This is a genomic window from Bifidobacterium sp. KRGSERBCFTRI (assembly GCF_025908335.1).
This window is the reverse complement of record NZ_CP109653.1, coordinates 2,838,352-2,856,272: the sequence shown is the minus strand read 5'-3', so window position 1 is coordinate 2,856,272 and position 17,921 is coordinate 2,838,352. Positions and strand designations below refer to the sequence as shown.

At 63.5% G+C, this 17,921-nt stretch carries 8 protein-coding genes; all 8 read left to right on the top strand.

Annotated features, from left to right (window positions below; translation table 11 throughout):
* Positions 1–10: 10 nt before the first annotated feature.
* The 8 genes from OGI63_RS12230 to pepN all read left to right on the top strand — a co-directional run bounded on the left by OGI63_RS12230 (position 11) and on the right by pepN (position 17,624).
* Positions 11–4,564: a PD-(D/E)XK nuclease family protein gene (locus OGI63_RS12230; RefSeq protein WP_004218256.1), complete on the top strand. Its 4,554-nt coding sequence runs from the start codon at positions 11–13 to the stop codon at positions 4,562–4,564.
* Between the two features lie 12 nt (positions 4,565–4,576).
* Complete coding sequence (locus tag OGI63_RS12225) at positions 4,577–8,713, top strand: ATP-dependent DNA helicase (RefSeq protein ID WP_004218254.1); 4,137 nt, start codon at positions 4,577–4,579, stop codon at positions 8,711–8,713.
* A gap of 222 nt (positions 8,714–8,935) precedes the next feature.
* Positions 8,936–9,646: a GNAT family N-acetyltransferase gene (locus tag OGI63_RS12220; protein WP_004218252.1), complete on the top strand. Its 711-nt coding sequence runs from the start codon at positions 8,936–8,938 to the stop codon at positions 9,644–9,646.
* A complete protein-coding gene (locus OGI63_RS12215; protein ID WP_004218251.1) occupies positions 9,643–11,061 on the top strand; it encodes an MFS transporter in 1,419 nt (472 codons plus the stop codon). Before OGI63_RS12220 ends, OGI63_RS12215 begins: the two co-directional genes overlap by 4 nt.
* A 55-nt stretch (positions 11,062–11,116) precedes the next feature.
* On the top strand, positions 11,117–11,878 hold the full coding sequence (gene dapB, locus OGI63_RS12210; protein ID WP_004218250.1) for a 4-hydroxy-tetrahydrodipicolinate reductase: 762 nt from the start codon (positions 11,117–11,119) through the stop codon (positions 11,876–11,878).
* 45 nt (positions 11,879–11,923) lie between these two features.
* Positions 11,924–12,835, top strand: coding sequence for a 4-hydroxy-tetrahydrodipicolinate synthase (gene dapA / locus OGI63_RS12205; protein ID WP_004269222.1), 912 nt, complete (start codon positions 11,924–11,926; stop codon positions 12,833–12,835).
* Positions 12,836–12,935: 100 nt separating this feature from the next.
* On the top strand, positions 12,936–14,843 hold the full coding sequence (locus OGI63_RS12200; protein WP_004218247.1) for a ribonuclease J: 1,908 nt from the start codon (positions 12,936–12,938) through the stop codon (positions 14,841–14,843).
* A 156-nt stretch (positions 14,844–14,999) separates the two neighbouring features.
* Complete coding sequence (pepN, locus tag OGI63_RS12195; protein WP_004218245.1) at positions 15,000–17,624, top strand: aminopeptidase N; 2,625 nt, start codon at positions 15,000–15,002, stop codon at positions 17,622–17,624.
* The last annotated feature ends 297 nt before the right edge of the window (positions 17,625–17,921 follow it).

Genomic DNA, 17,921 nt, shown 5'->3' with positions numbered 1-17,921 from the left:
GAGGCAATGCATGGTCGAACATACCCAAGAGCATGGAGTCGCTGGCATGGTCGCCGATGACGATGCGCCGCGGACCAACGAGGGGGCTCGCCGTGCCATTCGTGAATTCCTGGAGTCGGTTCACAATGATGACCGGAACTCCAAGGCGCGCACCCTGCTCGTCTCGGGTGCCCCGCGTTCGGGCAAGACGCAGCTGGCCGTGGAGACGACGCTCGCCGGGCTGCGAGCCGGCTTGGCGGCCGGGGACGATGGGTCGACGGTGATGCTCGTGCCGAACCGTCGCGTCGCGGATCTGTATTCCGATCGGATCATACGCGAACTCGGCTCAAGCGAACGTGTGCGCCCGGCCACCACGCTCAATGCGTTGGCCTTCCAATTGCTTGAGATCGCCCGTTCGAGAAGCGGCGACAGCGCACCCCGTCTCATCAACGGTGCCGAGCAGGACGCATTGTTGCGCCATGTGATCGCCGTGCACGTCGAACAGCATCGCCGTGGCGAGGATGGCTCATGCGAGACCTGCCGGCTGCTCAGCGCCTATTTCGAGGATGCAGGCGTGCAGGCGCCCCCCGCACGGAAGGGGGTGGGTGCTGCTGCCAACTCCTCGTCCGCAGGCACGCTCGACTGGGCGACCATTGTGATGGATGCCGCCGATGCCAACGATGCCGACGAGGAGACGATTGCCGATATCGCAGCGAACGTCAATGCAGGATTCATCGCCCAGTTGCGCGACGTGTTCGCCCACTTCGACGAGGTGGGGGCATTGTTGCGTCTCGGCGCGATGCAGCCGACGGCGGCTGCGCGCAATGTGGAGGAATGGACGATGCAGGTCGCCTGCCAAGCTGTGGAATCGGAGGGCCCCGCTGGCGTGCGCCTCTCGTTGCAGTGGCGTCTGGCACTCGCATTGAGGCGCGAGTATTTCGATCTGGTGGCCCGGCGCTACCCTGGTGAATACCGTTTGGACCCCTCGTATCTGCCGCTTGCGGCCATGCGCTCCCTGACTGTTGCAGGGGCTTGGATGCCCACGTTGCTGGTGGTGGACGACGTGCAGGATCTCACGTTGGGTGGCCTGGCGTTGCTCGCGGTGCTGCAGGGGCTCGGCGTGCATTTGGTGCTGTTCGGCGATCCGGACGAAGCCGTGCAAGCATTCCGCGGCTCATACCCGGAATACCTCTATGCACGCTTCCTCGACCCGAACGGCCCGTTCGCCGCCGACCATGTTTCATTGCAGGCATTTCAGCACGAGCCCGCCACCTATCGGGACATCGTGGCGTCACGCGTGAGCCTGTCGATAGCCTCCGCCGAGGAATCCTCGCTGCCGTTGGCCCAGCGGCCCGGAAAACTGCCTGCCGTGGAGGGGTCGGACCGCCTGCGCCCGCTCGATGCCAACGACCCGCATACCAAGAAGGTGCTGGAAGACGGTTCTCTCAACGGCAGACTGTACCGGTCGGCAAACGACGAACTCGACAACATCGTGTGGCAGATTTCGGCGCTGCATCTGAACGACAGGAACGTGACATGGAACGACATGGCCGTGATCTGCCATGACAACGCCGACGTGCTGCGGTTCGGGGAAAGGCTGCGCGGGGCCGATGTGCCGGTGCGGTATTCGTCGGTGACCCGGCCTCTCGCAGACGAGCCGTTCGTGCAGGGGCTGTTCGCGCTCATCGAGCTCGCCCAACTGCGTGCCCATGGACTCGAAACCCGCTCGATGACGCTCGCCGCCGCCGCGCAGTATGTGCGTGCCCGCGTGGGCAGAATCGCCGAGAGTCTGCTCATCGACACCGCGAACATGGGCACGAACACAATCAACGCGCACGTCAGATCGCATCGCAAACCGACGCGGCCCATGCGCCTGAACACGGTGAATGCCGCGCTTTCATCGCTCGAAGCGTTGGCGAGGATCTCCCAGACCGACATTCTCGACGATGCGAGTGCGACGGCCGACCCGGATCGGAGCGCGCTCGCCGAATCGGTGAAGGCATCCGCTTTATCGGATCTGCGTTCGCAATGGGATGCCCTTGCGAGCACGGTGCGCGCCGCGCATGCCGCACAGGAGCAGGCCAGTGGCATCGTCGTGGACGATTCGCGGCTGAGCGACACCGACAAGGTGGGCGACGGCCTTGAATTCGGCATTGATGCGTTATATCTGCTCCTTGCGCAAGGTGATGACGAGACGCTGCTCGATGTGCTCGAGGCGCTGTGCGGAGACCATAACGAAGACGTGCGCAATTTCAATCTGCTGTGGCGCATTGTGGGGCAGATTGCCGACGACCTCGGCTCCTTGCCGTCGAAGGCGCCCCAATACGCGCTTGAGGCGGCATGGAAAGCGTGCCATGTGGCCGATGCGTGGAAGGTGCAGGCCATTTTCGACTCGCCGGACGGCCGTGCCGCCAACGACCGGCTCGACACGGCGATGCGGTTGTTCAACTACGTGCAATCCGAAGGCGTGGCCCCCGACATCAACGCTTTCATCGACCAGGTGCGCCAGCTGCAGATCGAGGCGGATTCGCTGGCCAGCTTGGCACCGGTTGACGAGGCGGTCACGCTCACCACGCCTGCCGGCACTGCCGGACTGAGCTGGGAGCATGTGTGGATTCCCGCCGTGCAACAAGGCATCTGGCCGAATCTGGCCGCCCGTAACACCATGTTCGGCGGCGAGGATTTGGTGGATATCGCCCTGCACGGCAGCCAGACCCGGCACCGCAACGAGGTCGGCGGCCAGCTCGACGAGGTGCTGGCGTCCGAGCAGAAGGGCTGGCTGGTGGCGCTCACCCGCGCCAACGGCACATTGAACGTGAGCGCCAGCCAGAATGACGATGCCGTGCCCTCCGATTTCCTGTACGCGTACCTGCCGGAATGCTTCACCCGTGACGATGCCGAGCGGCCATTGGCCGAACGGCTGGCCGACGCATCCGATGCCGGGAATGCGGATTCCAGAAGGAATCAGACCGAAACATCGGTGGACACTGCTGAGCATGGCCATAGCGTGAAGGAATCGGAACGACATGCCGGTGACGAGACCCTCACTGCGAGCATGCGGGGTGTGATCGCCTTGGCCCGTATGACGTTGGCCCATAGTGAGGAATCATCCGCGGAATTCCAGGATGCCGTCGCCGCATTGGCGGCATTGGCGTCGGCGGGAGTCGACGAGGCCGACCCGCGGCGTTGGCCGTTCCTGCGCGACGCCCCCACCGGGGCGCGATCGCCGGGGCGTCATGAGCGCACCCAATCCGGGAACAGCGTGCAATCCACTGGGACGGCGCTCAGTCTCAACGCGGGCTCGGCACAATCCGGAGCCTCGCCCCAAGCCATGAGTGTTCCGACGGATCCGTTCGCCCCGATCGTGCTGTCGCCCTCGCAGGTCGACCGACTGTGGGGGTGCGCGGTGTGTGCTCGCCTGGAACGCGATTTCAGCGGCCCCACCCCAAGCGCGGTGGTGGCGGATTTCGGCACGCTCGTGCACGATGCCGCGCAATACGCGACCGAGCACCATTGGGATCTGCCGCAGGTCTACGAACAATTCGTGCCGATTCAGGGGCCGCATACCGACACATGGCGTGAGCAGACGGCCCAGGCCATAGCCGACAGGATGTTCGACGAATACTATGCGCCGCGGCGCATAGACCCGCTGGGCATAGAGGACGCCTCAGAGCGGTTCGCGGCATTGCAGCGCGATGCTGAGTCCAAGGCGATGCTGTTCAACATCGCGAGGTATTTCGTCGATTCGAACGAGGCTGAGTACATCCATAAGACCACCGGTGCCATAGGCACCTTGGTCGAGTCGTTCGCGGAATGCTCCTTCGAAGGAGCCTTCACGTTGCGCAGCATCACCGACGCCTACAACCATGCCGGGGATCGGCCAAAGCTCACCGTGCAGCAGATGCGGGCGATACTCGGGGTGCTCATGGACGGTTGGCCCGTGCAATTGGCCGATGGGCAAGAGGTGCAGATCAATGGCCGCATAGACCGCCTGGAACGCCGTCGATTCGACAATGGTGACGAACATTGGCGGGTTGTGGACTACAAGACGGGGAACAGCTTCTCACCCGCCGAGCAGTTCAGCGATCTGCAGCTTGTGTGCTACCAGCTTGGGCTGGCCTTCAACACCGATGGGTCCACGACCGCACTCACCGGGCCACGCCCGAAGGTGAGCCGTGCCGAGCTGTTCTTCGTCAAGGACCAGCCGGCGCCGGCAGGCACCGCCACACGAGTGGAATCGTATTATCAGCCGGCGCTGATGGAGGGGGGCGCCGTCACGGACACCGGGTTCGCAGCACGGTACTACATGCCCCACATGAGCTCCCTGTTCAAGATGCAGCTGCCTTCCAAGGCTCCGGACGGCGTTCCGGAAGAGGTGTGGCATGACCTGCTCGCCGGTGCGCAGGAGGGCACGTTGTGGGCGTTGACGATGCTTGCCCGCGTGTTCTATGCGGCCGCGGCCAAACAGGCCGACCACATCGTGGCGCATCCGACGGACGCCCATAGGGGAGCGTGCCGCCACAAGCAGGTATGCGCAGCCTGCAATGAGGCGATGGCCACGGTATTCGAAACGGAATGGGAATAGGCAGGAGCGAATATGGCACAGTCAAACAAGCCGGTTCCAAGCGCCGAACAGCAGCGGATCGTCGATGCCGATGCCAACGCCAACGTGATTGTGGTGGCGGGTGCCGGCTCGGGCAAGACGTTCACCATGACCGAACGCGTGATCCACCTGATTCACGAAGGCGTGCCTCCGGAGCATATTCTGGGTCTCACTTTCACGAACAAGGCCGCCTCCGAGCTGCTTTCGCGAGTGTCGAAGGCGGTGCTCGACGATGCGCGTGAACGTGCGAGGGAGGGAGGGCCCCACCCTGCACGGCTCGCCTTCATGAAACCCGATGTGCGTACCTACGATGCGTTCTTCCAGTCGATCGTGCGCCAATACGGATTGCTGGTGGGGTTCGACCCGCAGACGCAGCCGCTGAGCGTCGCCGGTGCACGCCAGATCATCGCCTCGGTGGTGGGCCGGCATGTCGACGAGATCGTGCAACTGCCAGTGGACATGGGCTCGTTCGGCACGGTGGTGGATGCCGTGGGCGCACTGGCGAACAACATCGCGAATTCGATGATTGGCAATGGATGCCTCACCGTGGCCGATGCCATCGAGCGGATAACGCAATGGGACGCGGCGTTCCGCACGCAGATCCTCGACCTCCTGCAAACCGATGAAACCGGCCTGCTCACCGGGCCGCTGGCGGATCGGCAAAGGGGTGCCACGCCAAAGGCGGTGAAGGATGTGCTCAAAGCCAGGAAAAAGGCGGAGAAGAAGGGCGGAGAGTACGTCGAGACCCCCGGCGACAAGGACGCAGTCGGTGAAGCGATACATGCCGACGCCGAGTTGGCCGCGCGTGACCTCTACCTGGTGGCGATGAAACGCGATGTGCTGCTCGGGCTCGTGCGTGAGTTCGACGAGGAGAAACGCCGGCGGCATATGGCCGAATACAGCGACTTCGTGATCGCCGCCTATCAGCTGGTCGAACGGTTCCCGTCGATCGGCGCCCACTACCGGCGTCAGTTCACCCATGTGCTGCTCGACGAGTTCCAGGATACATCGACGACCCAATCCGCGTTGCTCGCCGCATTGTTCCATGTGGACGAACCCCATGGCACCGACCGCAGCGCGGCCGTGAGCGCCGTGGGCGACCCGTTCCAGTCGATCTACGCATGGCGTGGGGCCTCGCCCGGTGCATTCCGCATGTTCATCAACGATTTTCACATGCCGGCCGCCGCGGAGCCGTTGCCGATGACGCGCACACGGCGCAACTCGCGGGTGGTGCTGCAGGGGGCGAACAACCTCACCAAGGTGCTGCGCCGCGTGGAACAGCGCCCCAGCAGCGCCAACGCACAGGAAGTGCCGGTGCAGCCGCTGCGCAATGTGGACGACGGCAGCGTCGAGGTGGATGAGGGCACCTTGGCGGTGCTTGGCTTCCAGACCCGCGGACAGGAGGTCGACGCCGTCACACGATTCGTGAAACAATCCGTGGAACAGTACGGTGATGCCTGCAAGCCCGGTGATTCGCCGGTGGCCGTGCTGTTTCGCGGCAAGAAGTCGATGGCCTTGTATGAGGATCAGCTGAGCCAGGTGACATTGCGCGACGGCAGGCCGTTGCGTGTGCGTGCCGTGGGTCTTTCAGCCATGCTCGACCGACCGGAAGTCCAGGATGTGCTGGCCCTGCTCAAGGTGGTGGGCGACCACACCGATGCCAACGCGTTGATGCGCCTGCTTGCCACACCACGCTATGCTCTGGGCGCCCTCGACCTCAAGCGTCTGGCCCGACGCGCCGCCGATCTGAACACCGAATACCGCTTCCGCACGCTCGTGGAGGCGGGGCTCGCCCCCGCCGGCACGCCGAAGCGCGAATGGGGCGCATTGGTGCGGCAATACGCCAGGAATGCGCCGAACATGGTGTACCTGATCGACATGCTGTTGCGCGACGATGTGGAAGCGCAGCTGGAAGCCGCCGGGCTGAGCGATGAGGGGCGTGCCGGCGTGATGCAGGCCGTGCGGGCCATGCACCGCGTGCAGGACGAGATGTACCAGCCGCTTGCGCAGGTGATCCACACCGCGGTGGAGGCGTTGAACCTCGACGTCGACCTCATGGTGGCAAGCAGTCTACGAACGGGGGGAGCGCCGGCTCCGCGCGATGCAGTGCGTGCGGCAATCGATGCGCTGCTCGAGACGGTGAACACCTACACGTCGGAGATCGCGCAACAGCAGCGTCCTACATTACGTGGGTTCCTGACCTACCTCGACATGGCGAATGGCAGCGATATGCCGGAGGCAGCCGCTGACCTCGGCGATGAACCCGCCGATGTGGTGCTCATGACGGTGCATCAATCGAAGGGATTGGAATGGGACGCCGTGGCCATCGTAGGCATGCAACAGGGCGCATTCCCCTCGAATAAGGGTGACGCATTGAGGGTGAAGGCACTGGAAGACCGCGGGTCGAAACTGGATTGGGAGCCGCCGCTCTACGAGGAGACGGCCAAAAGCTGGCTGGAGAGTCCAGAGGCGGTCCCGGTGCCGATTCGCGTGGACGCCGCCATTCTGCCGAAGTTCCCCACGATTCCCGATGCGGGGGGATCCGATGCGTCGAGCCTGCAGGAGAGCGCGGTACGCGCATTGCGTGACATCGATTCGGTGGAGAGCCTGGAGAACGACGCCTACGGTGAACTACGCGCGTTGCTGCGCGACAATGGTGTGCTCCTCGACGAGCTGGGCGAGCCCGACGCGTGGAACCTGTCGCAGAAAGAGGAGCGTGGTCGTGCCCTGCATGCCGATGAGCGGCGCCTCATGTATGTGGCGTTGACCCGCGCCAAGCACGATGCATTGGTCACCTACAGCGTGGGCGCCACGACGAGCCGCATACCGGAAGACAACGCCAAGGAGTCGGGCGCCCCCTCCGTGTTCTGGCGGGAATTGCGCGATTCCATGTCATGCGACGACTCGTTCTCCCAGCGTGTGGAACTGACCGCGTTCGACAATCAGACCACCGCGCCGGCCCGGCCGGTTGCCGCCACTGCCGGCAACACCGCCGTGACCTACGATGATCTGGAGTCCACGCAGCCGCGCTCGCTGCATGAACGCGGCGCCAAGAGACCGGAGGGCGTCATCGTCGGGAAGGGGGCCGAGCAATTTGCGACGCTTCTTGTGGACGAACCCTATGAGGAACCCATGGAGCCGATCGATACGGAACAGCATCTGCCATGGCCAAGTCGGCTGAGCGAAGAGATGCACCGCACACTGCGGAAGGGCGCGGCACAGGTGGTGCAGCGCATGTCGCAAAACAATCCGACAGACATGCCGGGCGAAACCGCGGAAGGCGACGGCAGATCGCTGCTGGAGCGGGCGCGCCAGCTCATCGACAACAGGGCGACGCTGATCCGTGAAGGCATGACGGCCGACGAGATTGAGCAGGCCGTGCGCATGCGCGGGCAGCGCGTGCTGGCCGCCAAAGACAAACTCACGGCCACCGGTCTGCAGCGCAATGCCGAGGCAGGCGAGAACGCCACGGATTTCGCCTTGGAGATCATTCGCCCCGTGCCGCAAGTGAGCACACCTCAGGCGCAGGCGGGCACGAGATTCCACGCCTGGGCACAGCGGTATCTCGAAGCGGGGGTGAACCCGGAATACGGCATCTCGCAGGAGGCCATGGCTCGCGAGGTGGCGCACGAGGCGGAAGCCGTCGAACAGGCCGAGCGGGGAGGTCGTCCGGTGCCCAGGGAGCAACGCGATCTGCTCATATGGAAACAGCGGTTCCTCGAGTCGGCATGGTCGGCACGTGAACCGGCCGCCGTGGAGCAGACCGTCTCCACTTTCGTCAGCGGCATAGGCAAGCGCGTGGATGCCAAGCTCGACGCCGTGTTCCATGGCGGTCTTGGCGACGGCACGTCCGGTGCGAGTGGGGATGCGCGGTATACGATCATCGACTGGAAAACCGGCTCGCGGCCACGCAATGCACAGCAGCGCGCCGGCAAGCTCGCCCAGCTCGACATGTACCGGTATTTCTGGGCGCTGCAGAAACGCATCCCGATGAGTCAGATCGATGCCGCCCTCTACTACGTCAGCGAGAAGGACCCGGCGAAAGCGCTCGTGGTCGCGCCTCAACGGAGCGAGGCGGAGGTGCTCGCCGAGATGCGCGCCGGCGTTCCTGAACCCGACGATAACGATTAGCGTACGCTCACGGCGTCAATCTACACCCGTAGTTAGTGTAGGCAGTGTTTTCATGCCAACGCACACGACTCGGCGTGACCCATGCGACATGGGCATCGGGCGGCGTGCGTGGAACGGCGGCCATAGGTGGCGGGGAAACGCACGTCACGGCCTTCCACGCGTCGTGCATCGTTGGCGAATATGCGGGCGGGCGCATATGACTGACTCGATATGAGGAGTGATATGAGCGACACCAATAATCGACATGACAACGTTGCCAGTGCGTCGAGCACGGCGAACCGCGATCTCACCCTGCGTGCGATGACCCTCGGCGACCTGCAGGATGTGGCCAGGGTGTTCGACGAGGTATGGCCGCAGGCTGCACCGTTGACCGGCACCCCCATGGCGTACGAACTGGCGAGGTACTTCGTGCTGGAATACATGCGGTCCGCCACGGCGTCCTGCGTGGCGGTGACGGCCGACGGCGAGTTCGCCGGCGTCACGTTGGCGCGCATCGACGGGCAGCCGTTGGCGTTCCCCCAGACGGAGGGCATGCTCGGTGACCTGCGGCAGATCATCGACGAGAACCCGATCGCCAAGATGATGCGCTCCGGATTCGACCATTTCCGCGCCACCGACCACCAACTCGAACTGCGTAGCGGGGTCGGGCAGAGCACGCAGGCCGAATTGCTGCTGTTCATGGTCAATCCGGCGGTCAAGGGCCATGGAGTGGGAGGCGCGTTGTGGAATGCGCTGCTGCAGGGCTTCCGCGCGAACGGCGTGCACGCGTTCTACCTGCACACCGACACCAGCTGCGACTACACCTATTACGAACATCACGGGTTGCAACGCGTGGCCGAACGGCTGCGCGCGGATCATCCGGAAGACAACGGGCGTGCCGATGGCATTCGCGACGACATGTTCGTGTACCGGGGCGAGGTGCCGGCCGTATGAGTTCGAAGCCATCCAACCTTCCCAAAACGGCCGATGGGGCGACGCAGGCGGCACAAGGCTCGGGCTCGCCGTACGCGCGGCTCTTCAGGCTCAAGGGGGCCAAGGCGTTTTGCCTCTCCGCCGCCTTCGCGCGCCTGCCGATGTCGATGATGAGCCTGGGGATCGTGCTCGCGCTCAATCATCTGTACGACAACTGGACCGTGGCCGGTGCGATGAGCGCCGTCTACATTCTGGCCGTCGCCGCCGTGACCCCGTTCTACGCGCGCCTGTTCGACCGCTTCGGCCAAGTGAAGGTGGGCCGTGTCGCGCTCACCGTGCAGGTGATTGTCATGCTCGCCTTCGCCTTCGCGGCGCTTGCCCGCGTGCCGATCCCATTGCTGTTCGTGCTCGCCGTGGTCATGGGTGCCACCCAGTTCTCGTTCGGCGCACTCGTGCGCACCAGATGGACCTACTTGCTCGAACGCACCGACAACATGGATCTGCTCAACACCGCGTATGCGCTCGAAGCGGCGATCGACGAGATCGTGTTCATTTTCGGCCCCATTCTCGCCGCCACGCTCGCCACATCGGTGCACCCCGTTTCGCAGCTGTTCGTGCCGACCGCCGCCTGCGCGATCGGCGGCGGCATCTTCTTCTCGCTCAGATCCACGCAACCGCCGGTGTTGCACGCCGTGGAGACGGTGCAGGTGAACGGTGACGACGACGATGTGCGCATGGCACGTTCCGGTTTCGCCGCCCAGGCAGATGGCTCGCATGTCGCCGGGCAGCGTGCCGGTGTGGAGCGCAAGCACCGTGGCATGGTGAGCCAGTCGCGCAGGACCACGCGCAACGTGCTGTCGTACGCCGGGATTCTGCCGTTGATGCTCGCGTTCATCTGCTTCAACATGAGCTTCACCACTTTCGACGTGTCGATGACCGGCCAGATGGAGGCCGACCATCTCGACCGCTTCCTGGGGCTCCAGCTGGCAATGATCGCCGTCGGTTCGTGCATCGGCGCATTCTACTTCGGCTCCCGCCAGCATCGCGGTTCGCATTGGCGCCGGCTCATCGTGTGCCTGTGCATTCTCACCGTGGGCTTCATGCTGATGCGCGTGACGATGGACATCTACTGGGTGCTTGGCATCGTCGAGCTGCTTGCCGGCTTGGTCGTTTCGCCAATGTTCGCCACAGGCAATCTCATTGTGAAAGACACGGTGCCGGAGAGCCAGTTGACTGAGGGACTCTCATGGCTCACCACGGCCGGGCAGATCGGCGCCGCGATGGGTTCGCTGCTCGGCGGCATGGTGCTCGACCACATCGATGCGCATGCCGGTGTGATGACGACGTGGGTGTACACGCTCGCCGCGATCCCCTTCGCCGTGCTCGGCTGGTATGTCGCCTCCCGCAAGGCGCAGGCCGTCGACCCGAACGCGTGATGCACGCCACGAATTACTCTTAGGTGCAGATGCACACAATCCCAAGGGAGGAAGTATGATTCGAGTTTCCGTGGTCGGAGCCAAGGGACGCATGGGTTCGCACGTGGTCGAGGCGGTGCGTGCCGCCGACGACACCGAGTTGGCGCTCGCGCTTGATGCCGGCGATGATCTGACGCAGATCACGCCGCAGAACACCGATGTGGTCGTCGAGTTCACGGTGCCCGCGGTGAGTCTGAACAATGTGCTCACGCTCGTGAGGCAGGGCGTCAACGTCGTCGTCGGCACCACCGGTTGGACCGACGAGAAGCTCGACCAGGTGCGCGCCGCACTCGCTGAGACCGAGACAATCGACGGTCGCAAGCAGAGCGTGTTCATTGCGCCGAATTTCGCGATCTCCGCCGTGCTTGCAGACGTGTTCGCACGCATCGCCGCCCCCTATTTCGAATCCGCCGAGGTGATCGAACTGCATCACCCCGACAAGGTCGATGCGCCGTCCGGCACCGCCATCCACACCGCCCACGCGATTGCCGACGCCCGCAAGGCGGCCGGTCTGGGTGAGATGCCCGACAACACGCAGACCGACGACGGTTCCCGCGGTGCGGTGATCGACGGTGTGCACGTGCATGCGGTGCGTCTGCGCGGACTGAACGCCCACGAGGAGGTGCTGCTCGGCAATGCCGGCGAACAGTTGGTGATTAGAGCGGATTCCTTCGACCGCATCTCGTTCATGCCCGGCGTGCTGCTCGCCGTGCGCAAGGTCGATTCCGGCGAGTTCCCGGGACTCACCGTCGGGCTCGATCAATTCCTCGACCTGTGAGCGAACGGGCGGTACGCGTCCGAACTAGCAAGTACCGTTGCAATTATGAGTGACGGTATTATGCATCTTCTCGATCCGGCCCCGTTCGGCCGCGTATTGCCCGCGATGATCACACCGATGAAGCCCAACGGCGATGTCGATTTCGACATGGCCCAGACGGTTGCCAAACAGCTGGTGGCCGACGGTGCCGACGGCCTCGTGGTCAACGGCACCACCGGTGAGTCGCCGACGACGCACATGGATGAGAAGGTCGAACTCGTCAAGGCCGTCAAGGAAGTCGTCGACGTGCCGGTCATCTCCGGCGCCGGTTCGAACGACACCGCGCATACCGTGCGCATGGTCGAACAGACGCAGGAGGCGGGCGCGGATGCCGTGCTCGTCGTCTGCCCGTACTATTCACGGCCGTCGCAGCAGGGAATCTTCTGCCATTACCAGGCGGTGAACGAGTCGGCCGACAAGCCGATCATCGTCTACGACGTGCCTGGGCGCACCGGTGTGAGAATCGCACTGGACACCTACGTGCATCTCGCGGAACTCGACCACGTCAAGGCCGTCAAGGACGCCACCGGAGACATCGCCGGAGCGGTACGCAAGCGCATGGAGACCGGTCTCACTTGGTATTCGGGGGACGACGCACTGTATCTGCCGTTCCTATCGATCGGTGCGGTGGGCATCATCTCGGTGGTGGCCCATGCCGCTGCCAAACCGATGCGCGAGCTCGCCGAAGCGTTCGACCGCGGCGACATCGCCAAGGCACAGGGCCTGGCGAACCGCATCGCGCCGGTCATCGAGGCGATGAACGGCACCGGGTTCCAGGCGGTCATGGCAAAGGCGGCGCTCAAGGTGCGCGGCATCATGGAATGCACAACAATGCGTCTGCCGAACATCGGGCCGAACGACGAACAGATCGAAGTCGTACGCGACGGCCTGCGGGCATCCGGTCTCATTCCGGAATGATCCGCACACAACGGTTGCCCAAGCGGCAGCCGTTGGTTTTTATACCTCGCCGATTGCAAAGGCAACGGCAATAATCAAGGAAATGCGAAGAGAAAGTAGCATGGCAACACAAGAAGCAAAGACAACGAGGAAACGCTCCGCAGGAAAATCCGCAACCGGCACGAAGCGCCGCAGCACTAAGTCGGCGGCCAGCCAGGCGAAGAGCCCGCGCACGCGCAAGTCCACCCGCAATACGTCCACACGGGTGAGGAAGCAGATCAACGTGAACAAGCCGCTCGCCACGAGCGACACGCAGGACGAGAACCGCGTCGCACCGCCGAAGTACCGCAAGGGCTCGATGCGCATCGTGCCGCTCGGCGGTCTGGGTGAGATCGGCCGCAACATGAATGTGATCGAATACAACGGCCACATTTTGCTCATCGACTGCGGTGTGCTGTTCCCGGAAGAGGAGCAGCCGGGCGTCGACCTCATTCTGCCTGACTTCAACTACATCAAGGACCGTCTCGATAAGGTGGATGCGCTGGTGCTCACGCACGGCCATGAAGACCACATCGGCGGCGTGCCGTATCTGCTCAAGATGCGTCCGGACATTCCGCTCATCGGTTCGAAGCTCACGCTCGGATTCGTGGAGGCGAAGTGCAGGGAACACCGCATCGAGCCGGTGATGACGCAGGTCGAAGGCCGTGACAAGCTCAAGGTGGGTCCGTTCAACCTCGAATTCGTCTCGGTGACGCATTCGATTCCGGACGCGCTCGCCGTGTGCGTGCGCACGCCGGCCGGCTCGCTCATCGACACCGGTGACATCAAACTCGACCAGCTGCCGCTCGACCACCGCGTCACCGATCTCGTGGAGTTCGGCAAGCTCGGCGAACAGGGCATCGACCTGCTGATGATGGATTCGACGAACGCCGAGGTTCCCGGGTTCGTGAAGCCGGAGACCTCGATCGGCCCGGCACTCGACCAGGTGTTCGCCACCGCGACGCGCAAGATCATCGTCGCCAGCTTCTCGAGCCACGTGCACCGCGTGCAGCAGGTGGTGGACGCCGCCCACAAGTATGGCCGCAAAGTCGTGTTCGTCGGCCGTTCGATGGTGCGCAACATGGCCATCGCCGCCGATCTGGGCTACCTGCACCTGCCTGAGGACACGGTGATCGACGTCAAGAAAGCCAAGGACTACCCCGACAACAAGCTCGTGTACATGTGCACGGGTTCGCAGGGTGAGCCGATGGCCGCGCTCGGCCGCATCGCCGACGGCAACCACCGCGACATCACGATCAACGAGTTCGACACGGTGATTCTCGCCAGCTCGCTCATCCCGGGCAATGAACACGGCGTGTACAAGGTGATCAACAAGCTCGTACAGCTCGGCGCGCGCGTGGTCAACCGCGACAACGCGGCGGTGCACGTCTCCGGCCACTGCAACGAGGGCGAGCTGTTGTACATGTACAACATTGTCAAGCCGAGGAACGCGATGCCGATCCACGGCGAGAACCGCCATCTCGTGGCCAACGGCCTGATCGCCGTGAAGACCGGCATCGAGCCCGAGAACGTCGTGCTCGCCGAGGACGGCGACGTCGTCGACCTCTACCACGGCAAGGCCGCCATCGTCGGCTCCGTGCCCTGCGGTTACATCTATGTGGACGGCGATTCGGTGGGCGAGCTCACCGACGAGGAGCTCGAGAAGCGCCGCATTCTCGGCACCGAGGGCTTCGTGTCATGCTTCGCCGTCGTCGACACGGACGCGGCCGAGGTGGTCTCCGGACCGAAGGTGTACCTCAACGCCGTTGCTGAAGACGAAAGCGAGTTCGAGAAGGTGCGTCACCAGATCGTCGAGCAGCTGCGCGACGCGATGATGACGGGCACGAAAGACACGCACAAGCTCCAGCAGATCATGCGCCGCACGCTCGGCGGCTGGGTTTCGCGCGAGCTCAAGCGCAAGCCGATGATCGTGCCGGTCGTGGCGGATGTCGCCGCCGACATGAACAAGATGGAGTCGTACAACGACTGAGCGGCCGTACGCGACGCCCGATTCGCCCAAGGCGTGGACCGAAGTCTCACGTCCGGCGGACCGGGCGCCGTTTGCCATGTGCGGCGAGCGGAATCCGACCAGATTCATATAGAGTAGTACTAAGCATAGGAAACACAGAGCAGTAAAGGAGAATCCATGCCGGGATCGAATCTCACCCGAGTGGAAGCGCAGGAGCGCAAGGCGATCATCACCTATCCAATCGAATACACGGTGGATCTGGACTTGACGCAGGGCCCGAAGACCTTCGTCTCCACCTCCACGATCCGCTTCGGCGCCCATGCCGGGGAAAGCACGTTCCTCGACCTCATCGCCGACTCCGTGGAATCGGTGACGGTGAACGGCGAGACACTCGACGTGAACGAGGTGTTCGACGACGACCGCATCGACCTGAACAACCTCAAGGAGCACAACGAGGTCGTGGTGAAGGCGGTCTGCCGTTACTCCACCACCGGCGAGGGCCTGCACCGCAGCGTCGACCCGTCCGACGGCAATGTGTACCTGTATTCGCAGTTCGAGGTGCCGGATGCGCGCCGCGTCTACGCCGTATTCGACCAGCCCGACCTGAAGGCCACGTTCAAGTTCAGCGTGAAGGCCCCACAGTCGTGGACCGTGCTGTCAAACATGCCGGTGGAATCCACCGAGGACCTGGCCGACCTCACCGCCGACGGCACGCTGGCAGGCAAGCCGGCCGAGAGCACGAAACTGTGGCATTTCGCCACCACCCCCACGATGAGCTCGTATCTGACGGCCATCTGCGCCGGCCCCTACGCCGCCTGGCACACCACCTACGAGAACGAGGACGGACGCACCGTGCCAATGAGCCAGTACTGCCGCCAGGCGCTCAAAGACGCGTTCGCCAAGGACGTCGACTACCTGTTCGACATCACGAAGAAGGGCTTCGCCTTCTACGCCAAGACCTGGGGCGTGCCATACCCGTATGCGAAGTACGACCAGATCTATGTGCCGGAATACAACGCCGGCGCAATGGAGAACATCGGCCTCGTCACGATCCGCGATTCGTACGTCTTCGAGTCGAAGGTGACCGACGCACTCGCCGAGCGCCGTGTGGTCACCGTGCTGCACGAGCTCGCCCACATGTGGTTCGGCGACTATGTGACGATGAAGTGGTGGAACGACCTGTGGCTCAACGAATCCTTCGCCGAGTTCACCTCCACGCTCGCCACCGCCGAGGCCACCGATTGGAAGGACGCCTGGGCCACGTTCTGCTCGGGCGAGAAGAGCTGGGCACTGGCACAAGACCAGCTGAGCACGACGCACCCGATCGTCGCGCCAATCAACGACCTCAACGACACGTACGTGAACTTCGACGGCATCACCTATGCGAAGGGCGCCTCCGTGCTGAAGCAGCTCGTCGCATACGTGGGCCGCGAGCGGTTCTTCGAGGGCATCAGCCATTACCTCAACCGCCACGCCTACTCGAATGCAACATTGAACGACCTGCTCGACGAACTCGAGGCCACCTCGGGCCGCGACCTGAAGACCTGGAGCGCCAAGTGGCTCGAACAGGCGGGCATCAACACGATCAGCACCGCTGTTCAGGCCGATGCCGACGGCAAGATCACGTCGCTCACACTCACGCAGGCCGCGCCGACCGAGTTCCCGGTGCTGCGCCCGCACCGCCTGGCCGTCGGCTTCTACGATGAAGACCCGCAGACCGGCAAGATCGTGCGCACCGACCGCATCGAACTCGATGTGGACGGCGAACACACCACGGTGGCACAGGCGGCCGGAAAGGCAAAGCCGTCACTGCTGCTCGCCAACGACGACGACCTCACCTACACAAAGCTTCGTTTCGACGACGACAGCCTCGCCTTCGCCATGGCGAACCTGTACCGCTTCGACGATGCGCTCGCCCGTGCCGTGATCTGGCTGTCGCTGTGGGACATGACGCGCGACGGTGAGCTGGCCGCCACCGACTTCATCGACACGACGCTCAAGATGCTCGGCACCGAAACCGAGTCGACGACGTTCCGGTATGCGCTCGCCATGCTTTCAACGACCGTCTGGCATTACACCGACGCCAAGCAGCGCAATCGGATCGCCAAGCATGTGGCCAGCGAACTGTTCGCGCTCGCCAAGCAGGCCAAGGCAGGCTCCGACGAGCAGTTCCAGCTCGTGAGCGCCTACCTCACCTATGGCGTGGAAGGCGACAGCGAGTTCGCCGACACCGTGCGTGGCTTGCTCTCCGGTTCGCTCGTGTTCGAAGGACTCGAGCTCGACAACAACTTCCGTTGGTCGATCATGCACGCGCTCGCTTCAATCAATGCGATCAAGCAGGCAGACATCGACGCCGAGCTCAAGCGTCGCGACACCACGGAGAACCGCGAGTTCGCCGTGGGCACGCGCGCCTCGCTGCACAGCAAGGAATCGAAGGACTGGGCGTTCGACCAGGCGCTGCACAACGACGAGCTGACCAACAGCCAGCTCGGGGAGGTGGCTCGCGGCTTCTCCGGCACCCATGACGCCGATCTCGCCGACGGTTATGTGGATGCCTACTTCGAGGCAATCGACTGGATCTGGAAGAACAAGACCTTCCATATGAGCGAAGTGCTCATTGGCGACCTGTACCCGGCATACGCCGACCCGGCCAAGCTCGTCGAAGCAGGCGACCGTTGGCTCGCCGCGCATCAGGATGCCGACAACGCGCTGCTGCGCATGGTCAAGGCCAATGTCGAGGCATCGCATCGCACCCGTATGGTGAGCGATTTCAACGCGTCGATTGGTGAATCCGCCCGGTGATGTGCTGGGCATGGGAGGGGATGGGCCGCGGGACTCATCCCCTCCGTATTGTTGATATTCGGCGGATACGGCAAGTCAGTGAATAGTCTCAGAATAGTCTCATGACTCATTTGGGACTTCGAACGTGACAGACACGTGCATCGACGCACGGATTAATCATATCTGGAAGCCCCCAATGCGACGAAGACGTGCGTGCATATACGGGAATGTAGCGCAAGGAGTCTGCAAATATGACAACTCTGTGTGCAAGCGCATGTGTTCGTCATATGGAGGGACATGGAGATGAGACGAATAAGA

What these genes read in the sequence shown, in the direction of transcription:
- dapA (WP_004269222.1), top strand. Translation starts at nt 11,924, where the DNA reads ATGAGTGACGGTATTATGCATCTTCTCGATCCGGCCCCGTTCGGCCGC.
- OGI63_RS12200 (WP_004218247.1), top strand. Translation starts at nt 12,936, where the DNA reads ATGGCAACACAAGAAGCAAAGACAACGAGGAAACGCTCCGCAGGAAAA.
- OGI63_RS12220 (WP_004218252.1), top strand. Translation starts at nt 8,936, where the DNA reads ATGAGCGACACCAATAATCGACATGACAACGTTGCCAGTGCGTCGAGC.
- OGI63_RS12230 (WP_004218256.1), top strand. Translation starts at nt 11, where the DNA reads ATGGTCGAACATACCCAAGAGCATGGAGTCGCTGGCATGGTCGCCGAT.
- OGI63_RS12215 (WP_004218251.1), top strand. Translation starts at nt 9,643, where the DNA reads ATGAGTTCGAAGCCATCCAACCTTCCCAAAACGGCCGATGGGGCGACG.
- OGI63_RS12225 (WP_004218254.1), top strand. Translation starts at nt 4,577, where the DNA reads ATGGCACAGTCAAACAAGCCGGTTCCAAGCGCCGAACAGCAGCGGATC.
- dapB (WP_004218250.1), top strand. Translation starts at nt 11,117, where the DNA reads ATGATTCGAGTTTCCGTGGTCGGAGCCAAGGGACGCATGGGTTCGCAC.
- pepN (WP_004218245.1), top strand. Translation starts at nt 15,000, where the DNA reads ATGCCGGGATCGAATCTCACCCGAGTGGAAGCGCAGGAGCGCAAGGCG.